At 72.4% G+C, this 18,579-nt stretch carries 20 protein-coding genes; 9 read left to right on the top strand and 11 right to left on the bottom strand.

The features are described 5' to 3' along the window. Positions 1-52: 52 nt before the first annotated feature. Positions 53-697, bottom strand: coding sequence for a TetR/AcrR family transcriptional regulator (locus tag AC07DS_RS22005; protein ID WP_479147653.1), 645 nt, complete (start codon positions 695-697; stop codon positions 53-55). 2 nt (positions 698-699) lie between these two features. Further along, positions 700-1,416: a peptidyl-tRNA hydrolase gene (locus AC07DS_RS22000; RefSeq protein ID WP_479147651.1), complete on the bottom strand. Its 717-nt coding sequence runs from the start codon at positions 1,414-1,416 to the stop codon at positions 700-702. Positions 1,417-1,546: 130 nt separating this feature from the next. Here AC07DS_RS22000 and AC07DS_RS21995 point away from each other — a divergent pair, with 130 nt between their 5' ends. Together AC07DS_RS21995 and AC07DS_RS21990 are read left to right on the top strand one after the other, a co-directional pair. Beyond that, positions 1,547-2,425 carry an ABC transporter ATP-binding protein gene (locus AC07DS_RS21995; RefSeq protein ID WP_479147650.1) on the top strand — a complete coding sequence of 293 codons (879 nt, stop codon included), beginning with the start codon at positions 1,547-1,549 and terminating at the stop codon, positions 2,423-2,425. Further along, positions 2,422-3,093: an ABC transporter gene (locus AC07DS_RS21990; protein ID WP_479147648.1), complete on the top strand. Its 672-nt coding sequence runs from the start codon at positions 2,422-2,424 to the stop codon at positions 3,091-3,093. The genes AC07DS_RS21995 and AC07DS_RS21990 overlap by 4 nt, the downstream gene beginning before the upstream one ends. 97 nt (positions 3,094-3,190) lie before the next feature. Here AC07DS_RS21990 and AC07DS_RS21985 read toward each other — a convergent pair whose 3' ends face one another. The 7 genes from AC07DS_RS21985 to zapE all read right to left on the bottom strand — a co-directional run bounded on the left by AC07DS_RS21985 (position 3,191) and on the right by zapE (position 9,441). Further along, positions 3,191-4,027: a polysaccharide deacetylase family protein gene (locus AC07DS_RS21985; RefSeq protein ID WP_479147647.1), complete on the bottom strand. Its 837-nt coding sequence runs from the start codon at positions 4,025-4,027 to the stop codon at positions 3,191-3,193. 97 nt (positions 4,028-4,124) lie between these two features. After that, positions 4,125-4,673: a YbhB/YbcL family Raf kinase inhibitor-like protein gene (locus AC07DS_RS21980; protein ID WP_479147645.1), complete on the bottom strand. Its 549-nt coding sequence runs from the start codon at positions 4,671-4,673 to the stop codon at positions 4,125-4,127. A 10-nt stretch (positions 4,674-4,683) separates the two neighbouring features. After that, on the bottom strand, positions 4,684-5,520 hold the full coding sequence (locus AC07DS_RS21975; protein ID WP_479147644.1) for a slipin family protein: 837 nt from the start codon (positions 5,518-5,520) through the stop codon (positions 4,684-4,686). 98 nt (positions 5,521-5,618) lie between these two features. Beyond that, entirely contained in the window at positions 5,619-7,115 is a 1,497-nt protein-coding gene (locus AC07DS_RS21970) for a SulP family inorganic anion transporter (RefSeq protein WP_479147643.1), read from the bottom strand. 8 nt (positions 7,116-7,123) lie between these two features. Next, positions 7,124-7,702, bottom strand: coding sequence for a carbonic anhydrase (locus tag AC07DS_RS21965; protein ID WP_145884178.1), 579 nt, complete (start codon positions 7,700-7,702; stop codon positions 7,124-7,126). Positions 7,703-7,776: 74 nt separating this feature from the next. Continuing rightward, positions 7,777-8,172, bottom strand: coding sequence for a hypothetical protein (locus tag AC07DS_RS21960; protein ID WP_479147641.1), 396 nt, complete (start codon positions 8,170-8,172; stop codon positions 7,777-7,779). Between the two features lie 165 nt (positions 8,173-8,337). Then, the gene (zapE, locus tag AC07DS_RS21955; protein WP_479147640.1) at positions 8,338-9,441 is read right to left on the bottom strand and encodes a cell division protein ZapE; all 1,104 of its coding nucleotides are present in this window, start codon (positions 9,439-9,441) and stop codon (positions 8,338-8,340) included. A 37-nt stretch (positions 9,442-9,478) separates the two neighbouring features. Here zapE and AC07DS_RS21950 point away from each other — a divergent pair, with 37 nt between their 5' ends. From AC07DS_RS21950 to AC07DS_RS21930, 5 genes are all read left to right on the top strand, one after another. After that, the gene (locus AC07DS_RS21950; RefSeq protein WP_479147638.1) at positions 9,479-10,351 is read left to right on the top strand and encodes a pyrimidine reductase family protein; all 873 of its coding nucleotides are present in this window, start codon (positions 9,479-9,481) and stop codon (positions 10,349-10,351) included. A 126-nt stretch (positions 10,352-10,477) separates the two neighbouring features. Continuing rightward, on the top strand, positions 10,478-10,951 hold the full coding sequence (locus AC07DS_RS21945) for an indole-3-glycerol phosphate synthase (RefSeq protein ID WP_479147637.1): 474 nt from the start codon (positions 10,478-10,480) through the stop codon (positions 10,949-10,951). A 191-nt stretch (positions 10,952-11,142) separates the two neighbouring features. Next, complete coding sequence (gene murC, locus AC07DS_RS21940) at positions 11,143-12,534, top strand: UDP-N-acetylmuramate--L-alanine ligase (RefSeq protein WP_479147636.1); 1,392 nt, start codon at positions 11,143-11,145, stop codon at positions 12,532-12,534. A gap of 14 nt (positions 12,535-12,548) precedes the next feature. Beyond that, entirely contained in the window at positions 12,549-12,956 is a 408-nt protein-coding gene (gene msrB / locus AC07DS_RS21935) for a peptide-methionine (R)-S-oxide reductase MsrB (RefSeq protein ID WP_479147634.1), read from the top strand. A gap of 79 nt (positions 12,957-13,035) precedes the next feature. Continuing rightward, positions 13,036-14,328, top strand: a complete 1,293-nt coding sequence (locus AC07DS_RS21930) for a PP2C family protein-serine/threonine phosphatase (protein WP_479147886.1) — start codon at positions 13,036-13,038, stop codon at positions 14,326-14,328. A 226-nt stretch (positions 14,329-14,554) separates the two neighbouring features. On the opposite strand, the gene AC07DS_RS21925 is transcribed toward AC07DS_RS21930, so the two are convergent. Together AC07DS_RS21925 and AC07DS_RS21920 are read right to left on the bottom strand one after the other, a co-directional pair. After that, complete coding sequence (locus AC07DS_RS21925) at positions 14,555-16,000, bottom strand: sensor histidine kinase (RefSeq protein ID WP_479147632.1); 1,446 nt, start codon at positions 15,998-16,000, stop codon at positions 14,555-14,557. Further along, on the bottom strand, positions 15,997-16,749 hold the full coding sequence (locus AC07DS_RS21920) for a response regulator transcription factor (protein WP_479147630.1): 753 nt from the start codon (positions 16,747-16,749) through the stop codon (positions 15,997-15,999). Before AC07DS_RS21920 ends, AC07DS_RS21925 begins: the two co-directional genes overlap by 4 nt. 91 nt (positions 16,750-16,840) lie before the next feature. Here AC07DS_RS21920 and AC07DS_RS21915 point away from each other — a divergent pair, with 91 nt between their 5' ends. Together AC07DS_RS21915 and AC07DS_RS21910 are read left to right on the top strand one after the other, a co-directional pair. After that, positions 16,841-18,178 carry a ferredoxin reductase family protein gene (locus AC07DS_RS21915; protein WP_479147629.1) on the top strand — a complete coding sequence of 446 codons (1,338 nt, stop codon included), beginning with the start codon at positions 16,841-16,843 and terminating at the stop codon, positions 18,176-18,178. A 13-nt stretch (positions 18,179-18,191) separates the two neighbouring features. Then, on the top strand, positions 18,192-18,578 hold the full coding sequence (locus tag AC07DS_RS21910; protein WP_479147628.1) for an FMN-binding protein: 387 nt from the start codon (positions 18,192-18,194) through the stop codon (positions 18,576-18,578). Position 18,579 lies beyond the last annotated feature (1 nt).

Below are 18,579 nucleotides of genomic sequence, written 5' to 3'. Positions count from 1 at the left end.
TCGTGCTAGTTTTTAATCGGCGCCCCGCCGCAGTCCTCAGCGACTCGTCCCCTCAAGGGACTTCGGGAACCGGGACCTCTCCCACCGCTGCGTCCCGCAACCGCCGTGCGATGCCCGCCCGGGCTCTGCGGTAGGCGGTCTCCTCGTCGTGCAGTACGGACAGGGCGTTCGCCGTCTCCAGCAACGCCACCAGCTCGAAGGCCAGTTGGGCGACGTCCATGTCGGCGCGCAGCTCACCCGCCGTGCGGGCCTCCTCGATCGTGCGCTCCACATGGGCCGACCAGTCGCGCTGCGCGCGGACCGCCGCGTCGTGCAGCGGGCCCGTCCGGGCGTCGAACTCGGCCATGACGCCGTAGAAGAAGCAGCCGCCCGGGAACACCCGCCCCCGCGAGTACTCCAGCCACAACTCGCACAGCTGCCACACCCGTCCGACGCCGGCCGGCACCTCGCCCGCGGGCCGGATCACCCGCTCGGTGAAGATCCGGGCCGCCTCCCGCACGGTGGCCAGCTGCAGTTCCTGCTTGGAGCCGAAGAGCGCGAACACCCCGCTCTTGCTCAGCTCCAGCTCGGTGGCCAGCCGGCCGACGGTCAGTGCCTCCAGCCCCTCGACCGAGGCGATCTCCACGGTCCGGCGCAGCACCAACTGCCGGGTCCGGTTGCCCCGTTCGACGCGCCCGTCGAGGCGAGTCACCGGCACCCCTACCGCAGCGCGGGGTGGTCGGCGACCACCGTGCAGGAGCCCGGCGCGATCTCGGTGAAGCCGGCGTCGCGCACCAGCGGCAGCCCGTTGCCGGTCAGCCGGCCCCACTCGGCGGGATCGGCGGTGCGGACGGCCAACGGGAAGCCGGCCTCCCGCCACGCGGTCCGCTCCTCGTCGGACAGCGCCCACCAGGCCAGCTGGGCACCGTGCCCCGCCTGGGCCATCGCCTTCCCGGCCGACATCTCGAGTTCCGGGTTCAGCCACAGCACCGGCACGCCGTGACCGGCCCCGACGGGCGGCTCCGGATCGTCCAGCTCGGTCCCCGACACCTGCAGCTTCGCCAGATCCTTGGGCCAGCCGTCCAGCGGAACCGGCGGGAAGACCCGCACCTCGGCGGACTTGCCCTGCACCGTGATCCCGGGCAGCGTCTCGGCCCGGCGCCACTCCGATCCCCGGGCCCGCCGTACGACCTTCCGGATCCGCGCGTCCTCCCAGTCCCGCACAGCCTCGGCCCACTCGCCGTCCCCGGCGGCCCGCTCGTCGCTCAGCAGCAGAAGCACCGCCCGAGCGGCCGTCTCCAGCGCATCGGTACGGGCGGGAGGAGCACTGCGCTCGATGCGGACGACAAGAGGCAGCACGTACTGCCGTGCCTCGTCACGAGGGTTGGGCTCGGTCTGGAAGGGACTGTCACTCGGGGGCGCGGGAACGTGGCTCACACCAGCCAACCTTAAGGGGCGCGGGACCGTGCAGTTCTTGCGGCTCCGACGTCCGGGCGCGACCGGCCCGGACGTCTCGAAGACCGGACCCAGGATCAGCCCCTGCGGCGGGACCGGACAAAATCTCCCCATGCAACATGACCTACGACTGACCGCCGTAGGCCGCCGCTACGGCATCCGCGGCCCCTGGGTGTTAAGAGACATCCACCTCACGCTCACCCCCGGAACCCTGACCCGCATCGAAGGAGCGAACGGCACCGGAAAATCAACCCTTCTTCGCGTCATCGCCCGCCTGGACGCCCCGACCGAAGGCCGCGTCACCGGGCGCCCGCGCACGGCCTACGTCCCGGAGCGCTTCCCCTCGGCCCTGCCCTTCACCGCGTCCGGTTACCTGACCCACCTCGGCACCGTCCACGGCCTCTCCCGGAAGACCGCCGCTGACGCCGCACACAGCTGGCTGGAGCGGTTCGGCGCCGCAGCCTACGCGAGTACGCCCATGTCACGCCTCTCCAAGGGCAGCAGCCAGAAGGTCGCCGTGGCGCAGGCCCTCCTCGCCGACCCGGAGCTGATGGTCCTGGACGAGGCGTGGACCGGGCTGGACACGGCCGCGCGCGCCGAGCTGGAGCGGGCGGTCGCCGAGCGGACCGCGGCCGGGGGTGCCGTCGTCTTCGTGGATCACGACCCGCGCCGCCTGGCCGGAGTGCCCGACGCGACGTACACCGTCGTGGGCGGCGGCATCAAGCCCGGTGCGGACGGCGGGAGTTCGCCGCCCGCCGGGCCGCTCACCCGCGTCACCGTGCAGGGACCGCCGGGAGCGCAGCTGCCGCCCGACACCGTGCGGACGGTCGCCTCGGCGCAGGAGACGGCCCCCGGCGTCCACCGCCTCGCCGTCCCCGACTCCCATTCGGACGTTCTCCTGCGCGCCCTGCTGACGGCCCGCCCGCCCTGGCACGTGGTGAGCGTCGAGCCGGACGGCGCCACCCCACTCGAACCCGGAAGCCGCCCATGACCGCTCTCCTGCGTTACCAGGCCGATCTGCTGCTGCGCTCTCAGCGCTGGCTGCCGCCGGTGATCCTCTACGTCGCCTTCCTCGGGGTCGGCGTGCAGAGCGGTCAGCCGGTGCTCGACTCGCTCGGCTACGCGGCCGCGGGTCTGTTGCCGGTGGCCGCCTGGCTGGTGCGGATCTGTGTCACGGGCGAGCCGGACGCCGCCCGTGCCTGTGTCGCCGCGGCGCGCGGCCCCGTCCGGGCCCACCTGGCCTGCCTGCTGACGGCGCTGTTCGCCTCGGCGGCGCTCGGGGTGGTGGCGACCCTGGTCATGACGCTGATCAGCGACCCGGTGAGCAACGGCCACCGGACCCGTGTCCCGCCACTGGGGGCCGGCCTGGCCGGGCTCCTGGCCGCCCTGGCCTGCGCCCTGCTGGGCAGTGCCGTCGGTGCGGTCACCAACCGGCCGGTGCTGCACTCCACCGGACGCGCGGTGCCCGCGATGCTGCTGGCCGCGCTGCTGTCGGTGGTGGTCGCCGGCTCCCCGGCCCAGGCCGCGGTCAGCGGTCTGGTGACCGGTTCGCAGTCCGGCCGGATCCCGGTGCCGCTGCTGCCCCTGGCCGGGTCCGCCCTCGTCACCGCCGCGGCCTTCGCGGCGGCGTGCGCGCTCACCGCCCGCCGCTCACCCTGAACAGGCGGTGCGCTGTGCCTCCTGCCACTCGCGGACGGGGCACAGCCTCCGTCGGCCGACGGCCCGCCGGGTCGCTCATGCCCTCGGCGCAGGACGGTCAGCGGTGGCCGTTCGTCTCGCCGATCAGCTCGGAGACCTTCACGAACCGGTAGCCCTGCTTGCGCAGCTCCGGTACGACCGTGCGGACGACCTGCTCGGTCGTCGGGGCGGCGCTGCGGGTGCAGTGCATGACGACCACCGACCCGGGCTTCACCCCGTCCAGCACCTGCCGGACGACCGCATCGGCGTCCGTGGCGAACGCGTCACCGCTCACCACGTCCCACTGCACCGCGGTGACCCCGACCCCGCTGAGCGCGCGCAGCGCCTGACGGTCGTAACAGCCGCCGGGGAAGCGGAAGTACGGCAGCGGGTGGGGCACGCCCGCCGCGCGGAAGGCCGCGTACGCCCGCTCGACGTCCTTGCGCATCCGGTCCGGCTCGACGGTCGGCAGGCCGTAGCAGTCGGTGGTGAAGGCGTAGTGGCTGTAGGAGTGGTTGGCCACCTCGAACTGCGGGTCCTGGCCGAGCGAACGGGCCTGCGCCGGGTACTGCTCGGCCCACCGGCCGGTCATGAAGATGGTCGCCGGCACCTTCAGCGTGCGCAGGGTGCCGATCAGGTCCGGGTTGTCGAAGTGCTCGCCGGAGGCGGCGCGGGGCCCCTGGTCGGCGGTCATGTCCGCGTCGAAGGTCAGTGCGACGGTCTTGCCCAGGGTGCGCGGGCCGTGCTCGAACACCGGGGTCTGACCGCCCGGACCCGGGGCGAGCACGGGCGGCCGCGAGGCGGCCGGCTTGGCGTGGGCCGGCCGTGCGGGGCCGGGGGTGCCCGCGGTGCCGCAGGCGGCGAGGGCCGCGCCCAGGGCGCAGACGGCGGTGATACGGAGTGCTGATGCAATCACCGTACGAAAGTAGGACTGAATGACCGGTTATACGGTGATATGACATTCGACTCCGAGGTCATGCCGCCCGTACGGCGTACGCACGGCGTACGGGCGGCTAGCGGCCGTACCTTCCGCTTAGGGTGCCCGTCGCCAGGGTGTGGCCGGACAGGGCCCGGAGGAGGTCGGCGGGCGTGGCGTCGGGGGCGAGGTCCGGGCGGCGGTCGGCGGCGTACACCGTGAGGACGTAATGGTGCGGGCTGTCGCCGCGGGGCGGGCAGGGGCCGCCGTAGCCCGTCTTCCCGAAGCCGTTGCGGCCCTCGACCGCTCCCTGCGGGCGCTCGCCGGCCGTCAGGTGCGTGGTGCGCGGGCCGATGTCCCACACCAGCCAGTGCGTGAAGGTGCCGCGCGGGGCGTCGGGGTCCTGGAGCAGAAAGGCCATGGAGGCGGTCCGCGGGGGTACCCCGGTGACGGCGAGCGGGGGTGAGACGTTCTCGCCGTCGCAGGTGTAGCGGCTCGGGATCGTTGCGGCGTCGGTGTACGCGGGGCTCGTGACCGTGAGCCTCAGGGTGGTGGTGGGGGAGGGGGCCGAGGACGAGCCGCCCCCGTCCGCGCAACCCGGTACGACGGCCATCACGGCCACGGCGATCACCCAACCTCTGCGCATGCCCGGCACGCTAGCCGGAGGGATGGCCTCCGTCCGCGTGCGGCGCGAGTTCCTGCCGGCCATTCTCCTCCTGCTGGCCTCTCTCCTGCTGGTGGCCTCTCTCCAGGAAGTGCAGCAGTTCCACCGGGATCGGCAGGACCAGCGTGGAGTTCTTCTCGGCCGCCACCGCCATCACCGTCTGCAGCAGCCGCAGCTGGAGCGCGGTCGGTGTGTCGGACATCTGCTGGGCGGCCTCGGCGAGCTTCTTGGAGGCCTGCAGTTCGGCGTCGGCGTTGATGATCCGGGCCCGGCGCTCCCGGTCGGCCTCGGCCTGGCGGGCCATGGACCGCTTCATCGCGTCGGGCAGGGACACGTCCTTGATCTCCACCCGGTCGACCTGGATGCCCCAGCCGACGGCCGGGCTGTCGAGCATCAGCTCCAGGCCCTGGTTGAGCTTCTCCCGGTTGGACAGCAGGTCGTCCAGGTCGCTCTTGCCGATGATCGACCGCAGCGAGGTCTGTGCCATCTGGGAGACCGCGAACTTGTAGTCCTCGACCTTGATCAGCGCGCTCACCGAGTCGACCACCCGGAAGTAGACGACCGCGTCCACGCGCACCGTGACGTTGTCGCGGGTGATGCCCTCCTGGGCCGGGATCGGCATGGTCACGATCTGCATGTTCACCTTGTGCAGCCGGTCCACGAACGGGATCACCAGGTTCAGGCCCGGCTCGCGCACTTCACCCGTGACCCGCCCGAGCCGGAAGAGCACCCCCCGCTCGTACTGCTTGATGACCCGTGCCGCCATGGCGAAGTACACGACCCCGACGGAACCCAGCGCCGCAAGCGCCCCCAGCAGATCCTGGAGCATGGTGACCTCCTCAGGGAGAGGCCTTGCTTTGTCCGCTGTTGTAACGATAGTTCCGGGCCGGTACGGAAGCCATGGGCGTACAGAAAGGCCGGGCCGGATCAGGCGACCGTGGCTCTGGCAGGCTCCTCGGGTGCGGTCACCTCCACCGGCTCGGTGCCCGACGCGCTGTGGCGCTCGGCCCAGTTCTCCAGGGCCGTGCGGCAGGCGTGGTCCAGGTGGTGCAGGCCGGACAGGTCGAGCCGGACGGGGCGGTCCTGGGGCAGTGACTCCAGGCTGTCGAGCATCTTCGGCAGCCGCAGGAAGGTCGCGTTGCCCGACAGGTACGCCTCGATGGGACCCGCGCCCTTGTCGACGATGTCCAGCCGGAGGTGCGAGGCCTCCCAGGCCGTCTTGACGATCGCCAGCGCGAGGCCGATGAGCACGCCCTCGAACATGCTGACCGCCACGATCGACACCGCGGTGACGGCCAGGACCAGCGCCTCGCCCCGGTGCCCGCGCCACAGCACGACCAGCGCCCGGACCGGCACCAGCTTGGCGCCGGAGTAGATCAGGATGCCCGCGAGGGCCGGGATCGGGATGCAGGCGAGCACGCCCGGCAGCAGGGCCGCGAACAGCAGCAGCCAGACGCCGTGCAGTACGCGGGACGCCTTGGTCCGGGCGCCCGCCTGCACGTTGGCCGCGCTGCGTACGATCACGGCGGTCATCGGCAGCGCGCCGAGCAGCCCGCACACCGTGTTGCCCGCGCCCTGGGCGATCAGCTCCTTGTCGTACTTGGTGCGCGGACCGTTGTGCAGCCGGTCCACGGCCGCCGCACTGAACAGCGACTCGGCGGACGCGATCAGCGTGAACGCGACGACCGTGCCTAGCACCCCGACACCGGCGAACCCGGTGAAGGCGTCGAGCGGGGGCGGCTGGACGGCGCCCAGCAGCCCCTTCACCTCGACGGTGGCCACCGGCAGGCTGAGCACCAGGGCGGCCAGTGTGGCGAGGCCGACCGCGGCGAGCGGACCGGGCACCGTACGCACCTTGGCCGGTGCGTGCTTCCACAGCGCCAGCACCATGACGGTGCCGGCGCACAGGGCGAGCGAGGTGAGGGCCGGCCCCGCGCCGAGGGCGTCCAGGAGTGCTCTCGGCAGCCCGGCCATCTTGCCCAGGCCCGAGTCGGGAGCCTTGGCCGCCATGGCCGGGTACAGCTGGCCGGCGATCAGGACCAGGCCGATTCCGGCCAGCATGCCCTCGACGACCGAGACCGAGATGGCCCGGAAGTACCGGCCCAGCTTCAGCGCGCCCATGAGCAGCTGCAGCACGCCGGTGGTGAGCACGATGGCGCCGAGCATCGGCAGCCCGAACTCCTTGACCGCCTCGAAGACGAGCACGGTCAGTCCGGCGGCCGGCCCGGACACCTGCAGGCTGCTGCCGCGCATCAGCCCGGTGACCAGGCCGCCCACGATGCCGGTGACCAGCCCGAGTTCGGCCGGTACTCCGGAGGCGACGGCCACGCCCACGCACAGCGGGAGCGCGACCAGGAACACGACGAGGGAGGCGGCGAAGTCCTGCCTCAGATGAGGGAAACGGGATATGAGAGGACTGTTCATCGGCGCGCTCACAGGGCTTCGAAGGTGTCGGACTGCGGGCGGTGCGTGCGTACGGCGCCGGTGTGCACCTCGTAGTACCAGGCGTGCAGGTCCAGCTGACCCTGCGCCAGTTTCCGCTCGATGCACGGGTACGAGCGCAGCCGCAGCAGCTGGGTGAGGACATGGCTCTGGACGCCCTCGGCGACCTCCGGGTCCTCGGCCGCGCCGGCCGGGCGCGGGGTGGCGTGCGCGAGCCAGTCGCGGACGGCGGGCACGGCGGTCAGGTCGTCGCCGCGCACCAGCGCGCCGACGGCGCCGCAGTGCGAGTGGCCGCAGACGACGATGTCGCGGACGCCGAGCACTTCCACGGCGTACTCGATGGTGGCGGCCTCGCCGCTGGGGTGCCGCGAGGTGTACGGCGGGACGATGTTGCCCGCGGTGCGCAGCTCGAAGAGCTCGCCGGGGCGGGCGCCCGTGATCAGGGCCGGGACGACCCGGGAATCGGAGCAGGTGATGAACAGGACCTGCGGGGACTGGCCTTCTGCGAGTTTGGCGAACTCCTCAGGGCGCTGTCCGAAGGTACGGGCGTTGTCGATGAGGGGCTGCATGTGTGTTGACTCCTCCTGGCGCACCGCAGCGGCGCGTCGGGCTTGCACGGCGTTCGTGGGGGATGAGCCGTCGCTCAGCAGCGGAAGACCTGAAGAGCTGCCGGGGAGTGGGCTCTGGAGGATCTCGTGGTGCGGTGGTGCGGGGCACCGGACGCGCCCGGCGATCGTGGGGTCGCCGTCTGCCGGGCTATGAGCGGGTGTTCCTGCGCCCAGCCGGAGGCGGTGCCGCGCTGCCGGTCGCGCAGGTGGTGGCCCCCGCCGGGATTCTGGGTGCAGCCGCCGTCACGGAGTGCGATCGTGCTGTTGCGCACGGCGTGCGAGGGGCGCACGGTTTCGGGTGCGGCTTTGGCCTTCGCATGGCTGAGCGTATGCGCGGATGCGAAGGTTCCCGTGGGTGCGAAGAACTGCAGGGCGAGCAGGGTGGTGGCGAGCAGGGCAAGCAGGGTCCGGGCTGTCGTACCTCGGAACATGCACCCTCCTCCCAGGAGTTCACGCCTCTTCCACGCACCAAGCATTGGTCAATGGTTGGTCAAGAAACACGTTAACCCTGCAAAGTCCTTTGCAGGGTTAACTGGGCGTTACGAGCCCAAGAGAGCGTGAAAAATGCCGGTCGGGTGGCGAGATCCGGCTCTTGACTACGAGCCGACGAGGCCCTTCGCGTCCCGGGCCAACGCGGTGAGCCGGGATATCGCGCGGAAGTACTTCTTGCGGTAACCGCCGTTCAGCATCTCCTCGCTGAACAGCTGGTCGAAGGGCAGGCCCGAGGCGAGCACCGGGACCTCGCGGTCGTACAGCCGGTCCGCAAGCACCACCAGCCGCAGCGCCGTCGACTGGTCCGGCACCGGCCGCACGTCGGTCAGGCACACCGCCTTCACCCCGTCGGTCAGGGCGCCGTACCGGCTCGGGTGCACCTTGGCCAGGTGCTCCAGCAGATGCGGGAAGTCGTCCAGCGAGGCGCCCGCGGTGGCGTACGCCGCCTTGGTCACCTGCTCGTCCGAGTACGGCGCGGGAGCCTCGGGCAGGCCGCGGTGGCGGTAGTCCTCGCCGTCGATGCGCAGGGCACGGAAGTGGGCGGACAGGCCCTGGATCTCGCGCAGGAAGTCGGCGGCGGCGAACCGGCCCTCGCCGAGCTTGCCGGGCAGCGTGTTGGAGGTGGCGGCGAGCGCCACGCCCGCCTCGACCAGCTTGCCGAGCAGCGTGGACACGAGCACGGTGTCGCCCGGGTCGTCCAGCTCGAACTCGTCGATGCACAGCAGGCGGTGCCCGCTGAGCGTCTGCACGGTCTTCTGGAAGCCGAGCGCGCCGACCAGGTTGGTCAGCTCCACGAAGGTGCCGAACGCCTTGAGCGCGGGCTCGGCCGGGGTGGCGTGCCACAGGGAGGCGAGCAGGTGGGTCTTGCCGACGCCGTAGCCGCCGTCCAGGTAGACACCGCGGGGGCCCGCCGGGGCCTTGGGCGCCTTGGCCCTGCCGAACCCGAAGAGGCCACGCCGGCCGGCGCCGGAGGCATGAGCGCCGCCGAGCCCGGCCGCGAAGCCGTCCAGCACCCCCACGGCCTCGGTCTGGCTGGGCTGGTTCGGGTCCGGGATGTACGTGGCGAAGCGCACCGAGTCGAAGCGCGGCGGCGGCACCATCTCGGCGACCAGCCGGTCCGCGGGGACGTGTGGCTCGCGGGTGCACAGGGAGAGGGGGCCCGCATCGGTCAGAGGGCTGGAACCGGGGGCGGTGGTGGAGGACGACACGGTTACCCATGCTAAGCGCCGTGTCACACTGCACGTCATGCGACGCCTGTTCCCTGTGACCTACGAAACAGCATCCCAGGCCTTCGGTGGGGGCGCGGAGAGGGAGGAGGTGGGCGGGGCGGCAGGGGCTCCCGTGCCGGGCGGGCCCGGCGGGCCCGCCGGTGCCGACGCACTCGTGAACCGCGAGTGGAGCCTCGCCGAGCTGGCCGCCGCCTACGCGTATCCGGAGACGGGTTCCGGGGCCCGGCAGCCGTGGCTGCGGGCCAACATGGTCTCGACCCTCGACGGCGCCGCCCAGCACGAGGGGCACTCCCAGCCCATCTCCAGCGCGGCCGACATGCGCATCTTCGGCACGCTCCGGGCGCTCGCGGACGTGATCGTGGTGGGCGCGGAAACGGTACGGCAGGAGGGGTACCGCCCGGCACGCGCGCGTGCGGAGTTCGCGGCGGCCCGGCAGGCCGCGGGACAGCGCCCCGCCGCGGCGATCGCGATCGTCACCGCCGGCCTGGACCTGGACTTCTCCCTCCCCCTGTTCACCTCGCCGCTGGTGCCCACCGTGATCCTCACCGGTGCCACCGCGGCCCCGGACCGGGTCGCGGCCGCCGAGAAGGCCGGTGCCCGGGTGGTCGTCGCCGGGGAGGGCATGGGGGTCGACCCGGCCCGTGCGGTGCGCGCTCTCGCCGACCTCGGTCACACGCGGCAGCTCACCGAGGGCGGGCCCCGGCTGCTCGGCCAGCTGGTGGCCGCGGACGTGCTCGACGAGCTGTGCCTGACCGTGTCGCCGATGCTCAGCGCGGGGGACGCGCAGCGCATCGCCGGAGGGCCGTCCGTCACCGTTCCGCGCCGCTTCGGACTCGAGTCCCTGCTGGAGGAGGACGGATTCCTGTTCAGTCGTTACCGCCGGTCCTGAAAACGGCGGAATCTACCGTTCCGTTTAGCTTCGGACGGGCAGACTAGGTCCGGCACAACCCGTGCGACACGGGGCAGGATGGTTTCCGCAGGGCCATGCCGGGCCCACGGAGGGAAGAGGCGCCGCGTGTTCACAAGCGTTCTGATGATCGAGAAGGCACTGACGTCCGCCGACGTGGAGTTCGTCACCACCTTGCACGGGGACGAGCAGGTCTCCTTCCATGTACTCCTGCAGCCGCGCGGCGACCAGGCGGACCGGCTGCTGCGGGCCATCGACGACATCGCGCTCGGCGAACTCGAGGAGGCCCGGCGTGAGGGCAGGACGCCCGAGGGCGACGAGGCGCGGAGCGTCGGGCAGCAGGCTCTCGACGTGTCCCTCCAGGCCCTGCGGGCCGCCGGCAGCGAGGCCGTGGGGCGGCTGGTCGAGGATCATCCGCTGGATGCGCTGAAGTCCCTGGTCGCCGAGTCCGGCGCGGATGAGGTCATCGTGCTGACCGACCCGCACTATGTGGAGGAGTTCTTCCACCGGGACTGGGCTTCCAGAGCCCGGCACAAGGTGGGGGTGCCGGTGTTGAAGCTGTTCTCGCACAGCAAGGCCTAGGCGCTGCGGGGGCGTCGCGTCCGTGGGTGCGGCGCCGTTTGCGGCCGGTCGCGCCCACGCGGCTCAGCCGCGGACCGGCACGGCCCGTTGCCTCCCGGGCCGGCTGCCCCCGCGGCTCTTGCGAGGTGCCCGGTCCTTCAGCGCATAGGCTAGGGGCGCCCAGCCTCGTACCGGATCTTATGGAGACCTGCATGGCACCCGGACTTCCTGCCGCCATGGACCGACCGCACTTCATCGGCATCGGCGGTGCTGGGATGTCGGGTATCGCCAAGATCCTCGCGCAGCGCGGGGCCGAGGTGGCCGGGAGCGACGCCAAGGAGTCGGCGACCGCCGAGGCGCTGCGGGCGCTCGGTGTGACCGTGCACATCGGGCACGCCGCCGGGCACCTCGCCGACGACGCGAGCTGCGTCGTCGTGTCGTCGGCCATCCGCAACGACAACCCGGAGCTGGCCCGCGCCGCCGAGCTGGGCATCCCGGTGGTGCACCGGTCCGACGCGCTGGCCGCGCTGATGGGCGGGCTGCGGCCGATCGCCGTGGCCGGTACCCACGGCAAGACCACGACCACGTCGATGCTGGCGGTCTCGCTGGGTGAGCTGGGCCGCGAGCCGTCGTACGCCATCGGCGGCGACCTGGACGCGCCCGGCTCGAACGCGCTGCACGGCGAGGGCGACATCTTCGTCGCCGAGGCCGACGAGTCGGACCGCAGCTTCCACAAGTACGCGCCCGAGGTCGCCATCGTCCTCAACGTCGAGCTGGACCACCACGCGAACTACGCCTCGATGGACGAGATCTACGAGTCCTTCGAGACCTTCGCCGGGAAGATCGTGCCCGGCGGGACGCTGGTGATCTCCGCCGACCACGAAGGTGCGCGGGAGCTCACGCGGCGGCTGGACGGGTCGGTGCGGATCGTGACGTACGGCGCGGCCGAGGACGCCGATGTGCGGGTCCTGTCCGTGCTGCCGCAGGGGCTGAAGAGCCAGGTCACCGCGGTGCTGGACGGGCAGGAGCTGACCTTCGGGGTATCCGTGCCCGGCCGCCACTACGCACTCAACGCGGTCGCCGCGCTGGCCGCCGGTGCCGCCCTCGGCATTCCCGCCGCCGAGCTGGCGCCCGCGCTGGCCGCCTACACCGGAGTGAAGCGGCGCCTGCAGCTCAAGGGCGAGGCCGCCGGTGTGCAGGTGATCGACTCCTACGCCCACCACCCCACCGAGATGACCGCCGACCTGGAGGCCATGCGCGGCGCCGCCGGCGACTCCCGGATCCTGGTCGTCTTCCAGCCCCACCTCTTCTCCCGCACCCAGGAGCTGGGCAAGGAGATGGGCGAGTCGCTGGCGCTCGCCGACGCCTCGGTCGTGCTCGACATCTACCCGGCCCGCGAGGACCCGATCCCCGGGGTGACCAGCGAGCTGATCATCGAAGCCGCGCGCGCGGCGGGCGCCGACGTCTCCGCCGTGCACGACAAGGCCGAGATCCCCGCGGTGATCGCGGGAATGACGAAGCCCGGTGATCTCGTTCTCACCATGGGCGCGGGCGACGTGACCGACCTGGGCCCGCAGATCCTGGACCGCCTGTCGCAGCAGTAAAGGGGCTGAGGCTCATGTCGTACGACGTAGACAAGCCGGACGAGCAGTGGCGCGCGGAGCTGACACCGGCCGAGTACGCCGTGCTGCGCCAGGCCGGCACCGAACCGGCCTTCACCGGTGAGTACACGGACACCAAGACCAAGGGCGTCTACTCCTGTCGCGCCTGCGGGGCCGAGCTGTTCACCTCCACGACCAAGTTCGAGTCGCACTGCGGCTGGCCGTCCTTCTACGACCCGAAGGACACCGACGCGGTGGAGCTGATCGAGGACCGCACCCACGGCATGGTCCGCACCGAGGTGCGCTGCGCCCGCTGCGGTTCCCACCTCGGTCATGTGTTCGAGGGTGAGGGGTACTCGACGCCCACCGATCAGCGGTACTGCATCAACAGCATCTCGCTCCGGCTGACGCCGGATGAGTCCTGACGCCTCTGGGGCTTCGGGGGCGGCCGGGACACCAGTGACTGGTGCCCGGCCCGCTCCTGTTTGAGATTCTGTGAGGGTGATGGGTGTCGCGCGCTGGATCCAGGCCCGTCGCAGGTCCGTGCCCGCCGACGGCGACCGCGCGGACGGCGCCGGTGAGCCGGAGGGCGAGGAGGCCCGGCTGACCGTCCTGCGGGCGGCCGCGGCCGCGATCGGTACGACGCTCGACGAGGAAACCACCTGCAACGAGCTGACCCGGGCCGTCGTACGGCTGGTGGGCGGCGCGGCCGCGGTCATGCGCCGGACCGGGAAGACCGTCTCCGGGTACGAGGCGATCGCCGGAGATCCCGACGCGCTGCCCGATGTCCGCTGGGCCACCGCCGTGGCCCGGGAGGTGGGCACCCCGGCGGCCGACAGACAACCGGAGCCCTGGACCGAGCAGCCGCCGGGCAGCCCCGGCCGCCCCGCGATCTCTGTGCCTCTGACCATCGGCGACGACCAGTACGGCGTCCTGGTCGCGGGGCGGCACGGAGCGCGGTTCACCCGTTCGGAGGCCGAGCGGCTGGCCCTCCTCACCGAACGCGCCGCCTCCCACATCCGGCACGCTCGCGCCTACGACCTGGTCAGCCAGACGGCCGGTGACCTGCAACGTGCGCTGCTGGCGGAGCCCGGCCGGCCGCACCCGAACCTGGACGTCGCGATCCGCTACCTCCCGGCCGGCAGCAGCAGGGTGCTGGTGGGCGGCGACTGGTGCGAGACCGTACGGCTCCATTTCGGCCGCACCCTGCTGGTCGTCGGCGATGTCATGGGGCACGGCCTGGAAGCCGCCGTCGACATGAGCGCCTACCGCTCCTCGCTGCGCTACATCGCCTCCTCCGACCTGCCCCCGCACCGCGTGCTGCGGCAGATGGACGACATCGCCTCCGGCGAGGCCGACCGGAGGCCGGCCACCTGTCTGCTGGCGCGGATCGACCCCGGCCGGGGGCAGGTCACGCTCGCCAGCGCCGGTCATCTGCCGCCCGTGCTCATCAGCGAGGACGGCCGGACCGCACCGCTGTCCGTACCGGTCGGACCGCCGCTCGGCACCGGCTTCGGCGGCTACGAGTCGGCCACCCACAAGCTGGCCCCCGACCAGACACTGGTGCTCTTCACCGACGGGCTCGTGGAACGCCGTGGCGAGGACATCGACAGCTCCATGGCCCGCCTGTCCGCCCTGCGTTTCACCGGCCACGGCGTGGACGACGTCCTGGACACCATCCTGACCAACCTGGATGCACGCCACGCGGAGGACGACGTGGCGGTCCTGGCGGCGCGGCCGTATCCGAGGCGGGAGAGCCAGGCGGTGGCGGACGGCGCCGAGGTGATGGGTTCCTGAACTGTCCTTCGGGGGCGGCTGGTTGACCTGTTCCCACCGGACGGTCGTCTTTCGCGGCCGGGGCCGAGCTGGCCGGCGACGGCCAGGTACTCGGGCTCGATCGCTGTCAGCACGAACGCGTCGACCTTCTCCGCCTGCGCAGACCGCCCCCTCGCCATGCCCCGGACCCTCCATGGTGAGGGATGCCCGGGGTCAGGGGAACCGCCCTGAAGGAGGCGGAGGTCATTCAGCGCGCGGGCATCAGGGGCAGGCCGACCGTGAACACCGTCAGCCCCTCCTCCCGGTCCAGCGCGAGGCTTCCGCCGTGCGCCTCCACCAGCCCCCGCGCCACCGGCAGCCCAAGGCCGCTGCCGCCCCGGTCCCGGCTGCGGGCCTTGTCCACCCGGTAGAAGCGGTCGAAGACACGGTCCCGGTCGGCGGCCGGGATGCCCGGGCCCGCGTCGGCGACCCGGACCAGGGCGGCGTCCGGCGTGACGGACACCGCCAGCGACACGCTCGTACCGGCCGGGGTGTGCACCGCGGCGTTGGTGAGCAGGTTGTCCAGCACCTGCCGGATGCGGTGCGGGTCCAGGCGCAGTTGCACCGAGGCCGGCCCGGACGCGACCGTCAGCGGGCGCTCGGGGTGGCCGGCCCGGAAGGCGGCGGCCGCCTCCTCGGTCAGCTCCACCAGATCCGCGGCCTGCATCCGCAGCGGCGCGTCCACCTCCGCCGCGTCCAGGCGGGCGAGCAGCAGCAGGTCGTCCAGCAGGACGCCCATCCGGGCGGCCTCGGCGCGCAGCCGGGCCAGATGCCTCTCCCGCTCCCCGGGGGCGTTGGCGGCGGCGTACTGGAAGAGGTCCGCGTAGCCCCTGACCGACATCAGCGGCGTGCGCAGCTCGTGCGAGGCGTCCGCGACGAAGCGGCGCAGCCGCTGCTCGGCCTCCGCGCGCACGGCGAGCGCGTCGTCGATGTGGTCCAGCATCGTGTTGAAGGCGGTGCGCAGCTCCGCCACCTCCGGGCCGCCGTCCCGCCCGTCCGCCCGCACCGGCAGCCGCGCCGCCGACTCCGTCAGATCGTGCGAGGCGATGCCGTGGGCGGTGTGCGCCATGTCGCTGAGCGGTTTGAGACCGCGCCTGAGCGTCCTGCGGCCGAACACCACGAGCGCCAGCAACGCGAGACCGAAGGCGACCACCTGGACCGTGACCAGCCGCCGTACCGTGTTGTCGATGTCGTCCATCGGCGCGCCGCTGACCAGGACCACACCGGGCTCGACCGCGCAGGCACGCAGCCGGTAATCGCCCTGACCCGCGAGGTGCTCGGTGCGCAGCACCTCGGTGCCGGCGGCGATCTGCGCCCGGGCCACGGCGGTGACGTCCGCGATGTCCCGGGGAAGGTCGGTGCTCTCCTCGGGCCTGCGCAGGACGGGGGTGCCGTCCGACACGTCGTACACGGCGTAGTACCAGCGGTAGTACTTCTTGCCCTGGAGCGTGCCCTGTTCCGCGATGCTCCTGGACTGGGCGACCTGGGCGAGCCCCAGCTGCGCGTCGAGCTGGTCCGACAGATAGTCCCGCATGTACGTCGTCAGGGCCGTGCCGACCACCGCGAACACCACCAGGGACAGCGCGCCCAGGCCCAGGGCCAGGCGGGTCCCGAGGCGGAGTCTGCCGTAGGCGCGGCGCAGCCGGGCGATCACCGGGCCGCCTGCCGCACGGCGTACCCGAAGCCCCGCACGGTGTGGATCAGCGGCTCGGCGCCCGGTTCGTCGAGCTTGCGGCGCAGCCGGCTGACGACCAGTTCGACTACGTTCGAGCGGCCGCCGAAGCCGTACTCCCACACGTGGTCGAGGATCTGCGCCTTGGTCAGCACGGACGGCGACCTGCGCATCAGATGGCGCAGCACCTCGAACTCGGTGGGCGTCAGGGCGAGCAGCCGCTCCGCACGGCGGACCTCGCGGGTGTCCTCGTCCAGGGTCAGGTCGGCCACCCGCAGCACGGACCGCGTGAAGCCGGGACCGGCGCTGCGCCGCAGCACCGTACGGAGCCGGGCCATCAGCTCCGCCACCGCGAACGGCTTGACCAGGTAGTCGTCCCCGCCCCGGGTGAGCCCGGCGACCCGGTCGGCGACGCCGTCGCGCGCGGTGAGGAACACCACCGGGACCATCGTCCCGGAACCGCGCAGCCGGTCGAGAACGCCGAAGCCGTCGACATCGGGCAGCATCAGGTCCAGGACGACGATGTCCGGCCGGAACTCGGCGGCCCGGGTCAGCGCCTCCTCGCCGGAGTACGCCGTGACCGCCTCCCAGCCCTCGTACCGGGCGACCGTGGCGACCAGGTCGGCGATCGGCGGGTCGTCGTCCACGACCAGCAGTCGTACTTTCTCCACCCGCTCATACTCCGTCACGGGCTCCGTCGCGCCAGACCCGGCCGTGCCCGCCGGGCACATCGATATCCAGTTGAAAGTCGTCCGACAGGAAAACGACAGCAACCCCGGGCGAAGCTCGACTCCCAGGTCCCGATCAAGGAGCTGTCCGCCTGTGACGACCCTTCAGTCCCGTCCCGCGCCCCCCACGGCGATACGCCCCCGGGTCGTGGCCCGCACCGGCCTGTACGCGCTGCTGGCCGCCAACGCGGTGGTCGTGGCCGCCCTGTTCCTGCAAGCAGGCCTCGGCTCCAACGCGCTGATCCTCATCGGCCGTCTCGCCGGGCTCTACGGTGCCCTCGTCATGGTCTTCCAGCTGCTGCTGGTGGCCCGGCTGCCCTGGCTGGACCGCCGCATCGGCATGGACCGGCTCACCTCCTGGCACCGCCGGACCGGCTTCGCCGTGCTCTGGACCCTGCTCGCGCACCTGGTCTTCATCACCTTCGGGTACGCCCGGTCGTCCTCCCTGGACCCGGTGGACCAGCTCGTCGACCTCGCCGAGACCACCGAGGGCGTGCTGCGGGCGGTCGTCGCGCTCGCCCTGATCGTGGTGGTGGGCGTGGTGTCCGCGCGCTGGGCCCGGCGCCGGCTCGCCTACGAGACCTGGCACTTCATCCACCTGTACACCTACCTGGCCGTGCTGCTGGCCTTCAGCCACCAGGTCGCTGCCGGTACGACCTTCACCGCGTCCGCCGCCGCACGGGCCTACTGGTACGCGGTGTGGGGCACGGCCCTCGGCGCGGTGCTCGTGGGCCGGCTGGTCCTGCCGCTGTGGCGCAACCTGCGGCACCGGCTGCGCGTGACGGCCGTCGTCCCCGAGTCCGACACCGTCGTCTCGGTGTACGTCACCGGCCGCGACCTCGACCGGCTGCCGGCCGCCGCCGGGCAGTTCTTCCTCTGGCGGTTCCTGACCCGGGACCGCTGGTGGCAGGCCAACCCGTTCTCCCTGTCGGCCGCCCCCGACGGACGGCAGCTGAGGCTGACCGTCAAGACCGCCGGCGACGGCACGGCCGCCCTGCGCCGGATCGCGCCCGGCACCCGGGTCTTCGCCGAGGGCCCCTACGGCGCCTTCACCACCCTGCACCGCACCCGCCCCGACACCCTGCTCATCGCGGGCGGGGTCGGCATCACCCCGATCCGCGCCCTGCTGGAGGAGATCGACGGCCACGCCGTCCTGCTCTACCGGGTGACGGCGGAGCGGGACGCGGTCCTGTACGAGGAGCTGTCCGAGCTGGCCGCCGCCAAGGGCGGCCGGCTGCACCTGATCACCGGGCCGGCCGCCCCCGACCCGCTCACACCCCGCGAACTGGCCCGCCTGGTCCCGGACATCGGCGACCGCGACGTGTTCGTGTGCGGCCCGCCCGGGATGACCGCCGCAGTCCTGCGCAACCTGCGCGACATGGGAGTACCCCAGCGGCAGATCCACTTCGAGCGCTTCAGCCTGGCGGGATGAGGAGAACGACACCGTGAAGCGAGCACTGCCCGTCCTGGCCCTCACGGTCGCCGGACTGATCCCGCTGTGGCGCTACGAGCCGTCGCACGGGACCACGGCCACCGAGGTGCCCGCGACCACCGCGACCCCGCGGACCTCCTCGTCCGGCCGGGCCGTGGCCGGACCGACCGTCACCACCGAGAAGGGGGACGTCCAGGTCGAGGTGACCCTCGACGGGGACCGGATCAGCTCCGTGCGGATGCTGAAGCAGCCGGACAGTCCCCAGACCGAGGGCGCCGTACCGAAGCTGATCGAGGAGACGCTCAAGGCGCAGAGTGCCGATGTCGACACGGTGTCCGGGGCCACGGTCACCAGCGAGGGGTACCGCAAGTCCCTGCAGGCCGCACTGGACGAGGCGTAGA

Source organism: Streptomyces sp. NPDC044064 (genome assembly GCF_056434245.1).
Note: the sequence above shows the minus strand (reverse complement) of the source record. Positions and strands in the feature narration are given on the sequence as shown.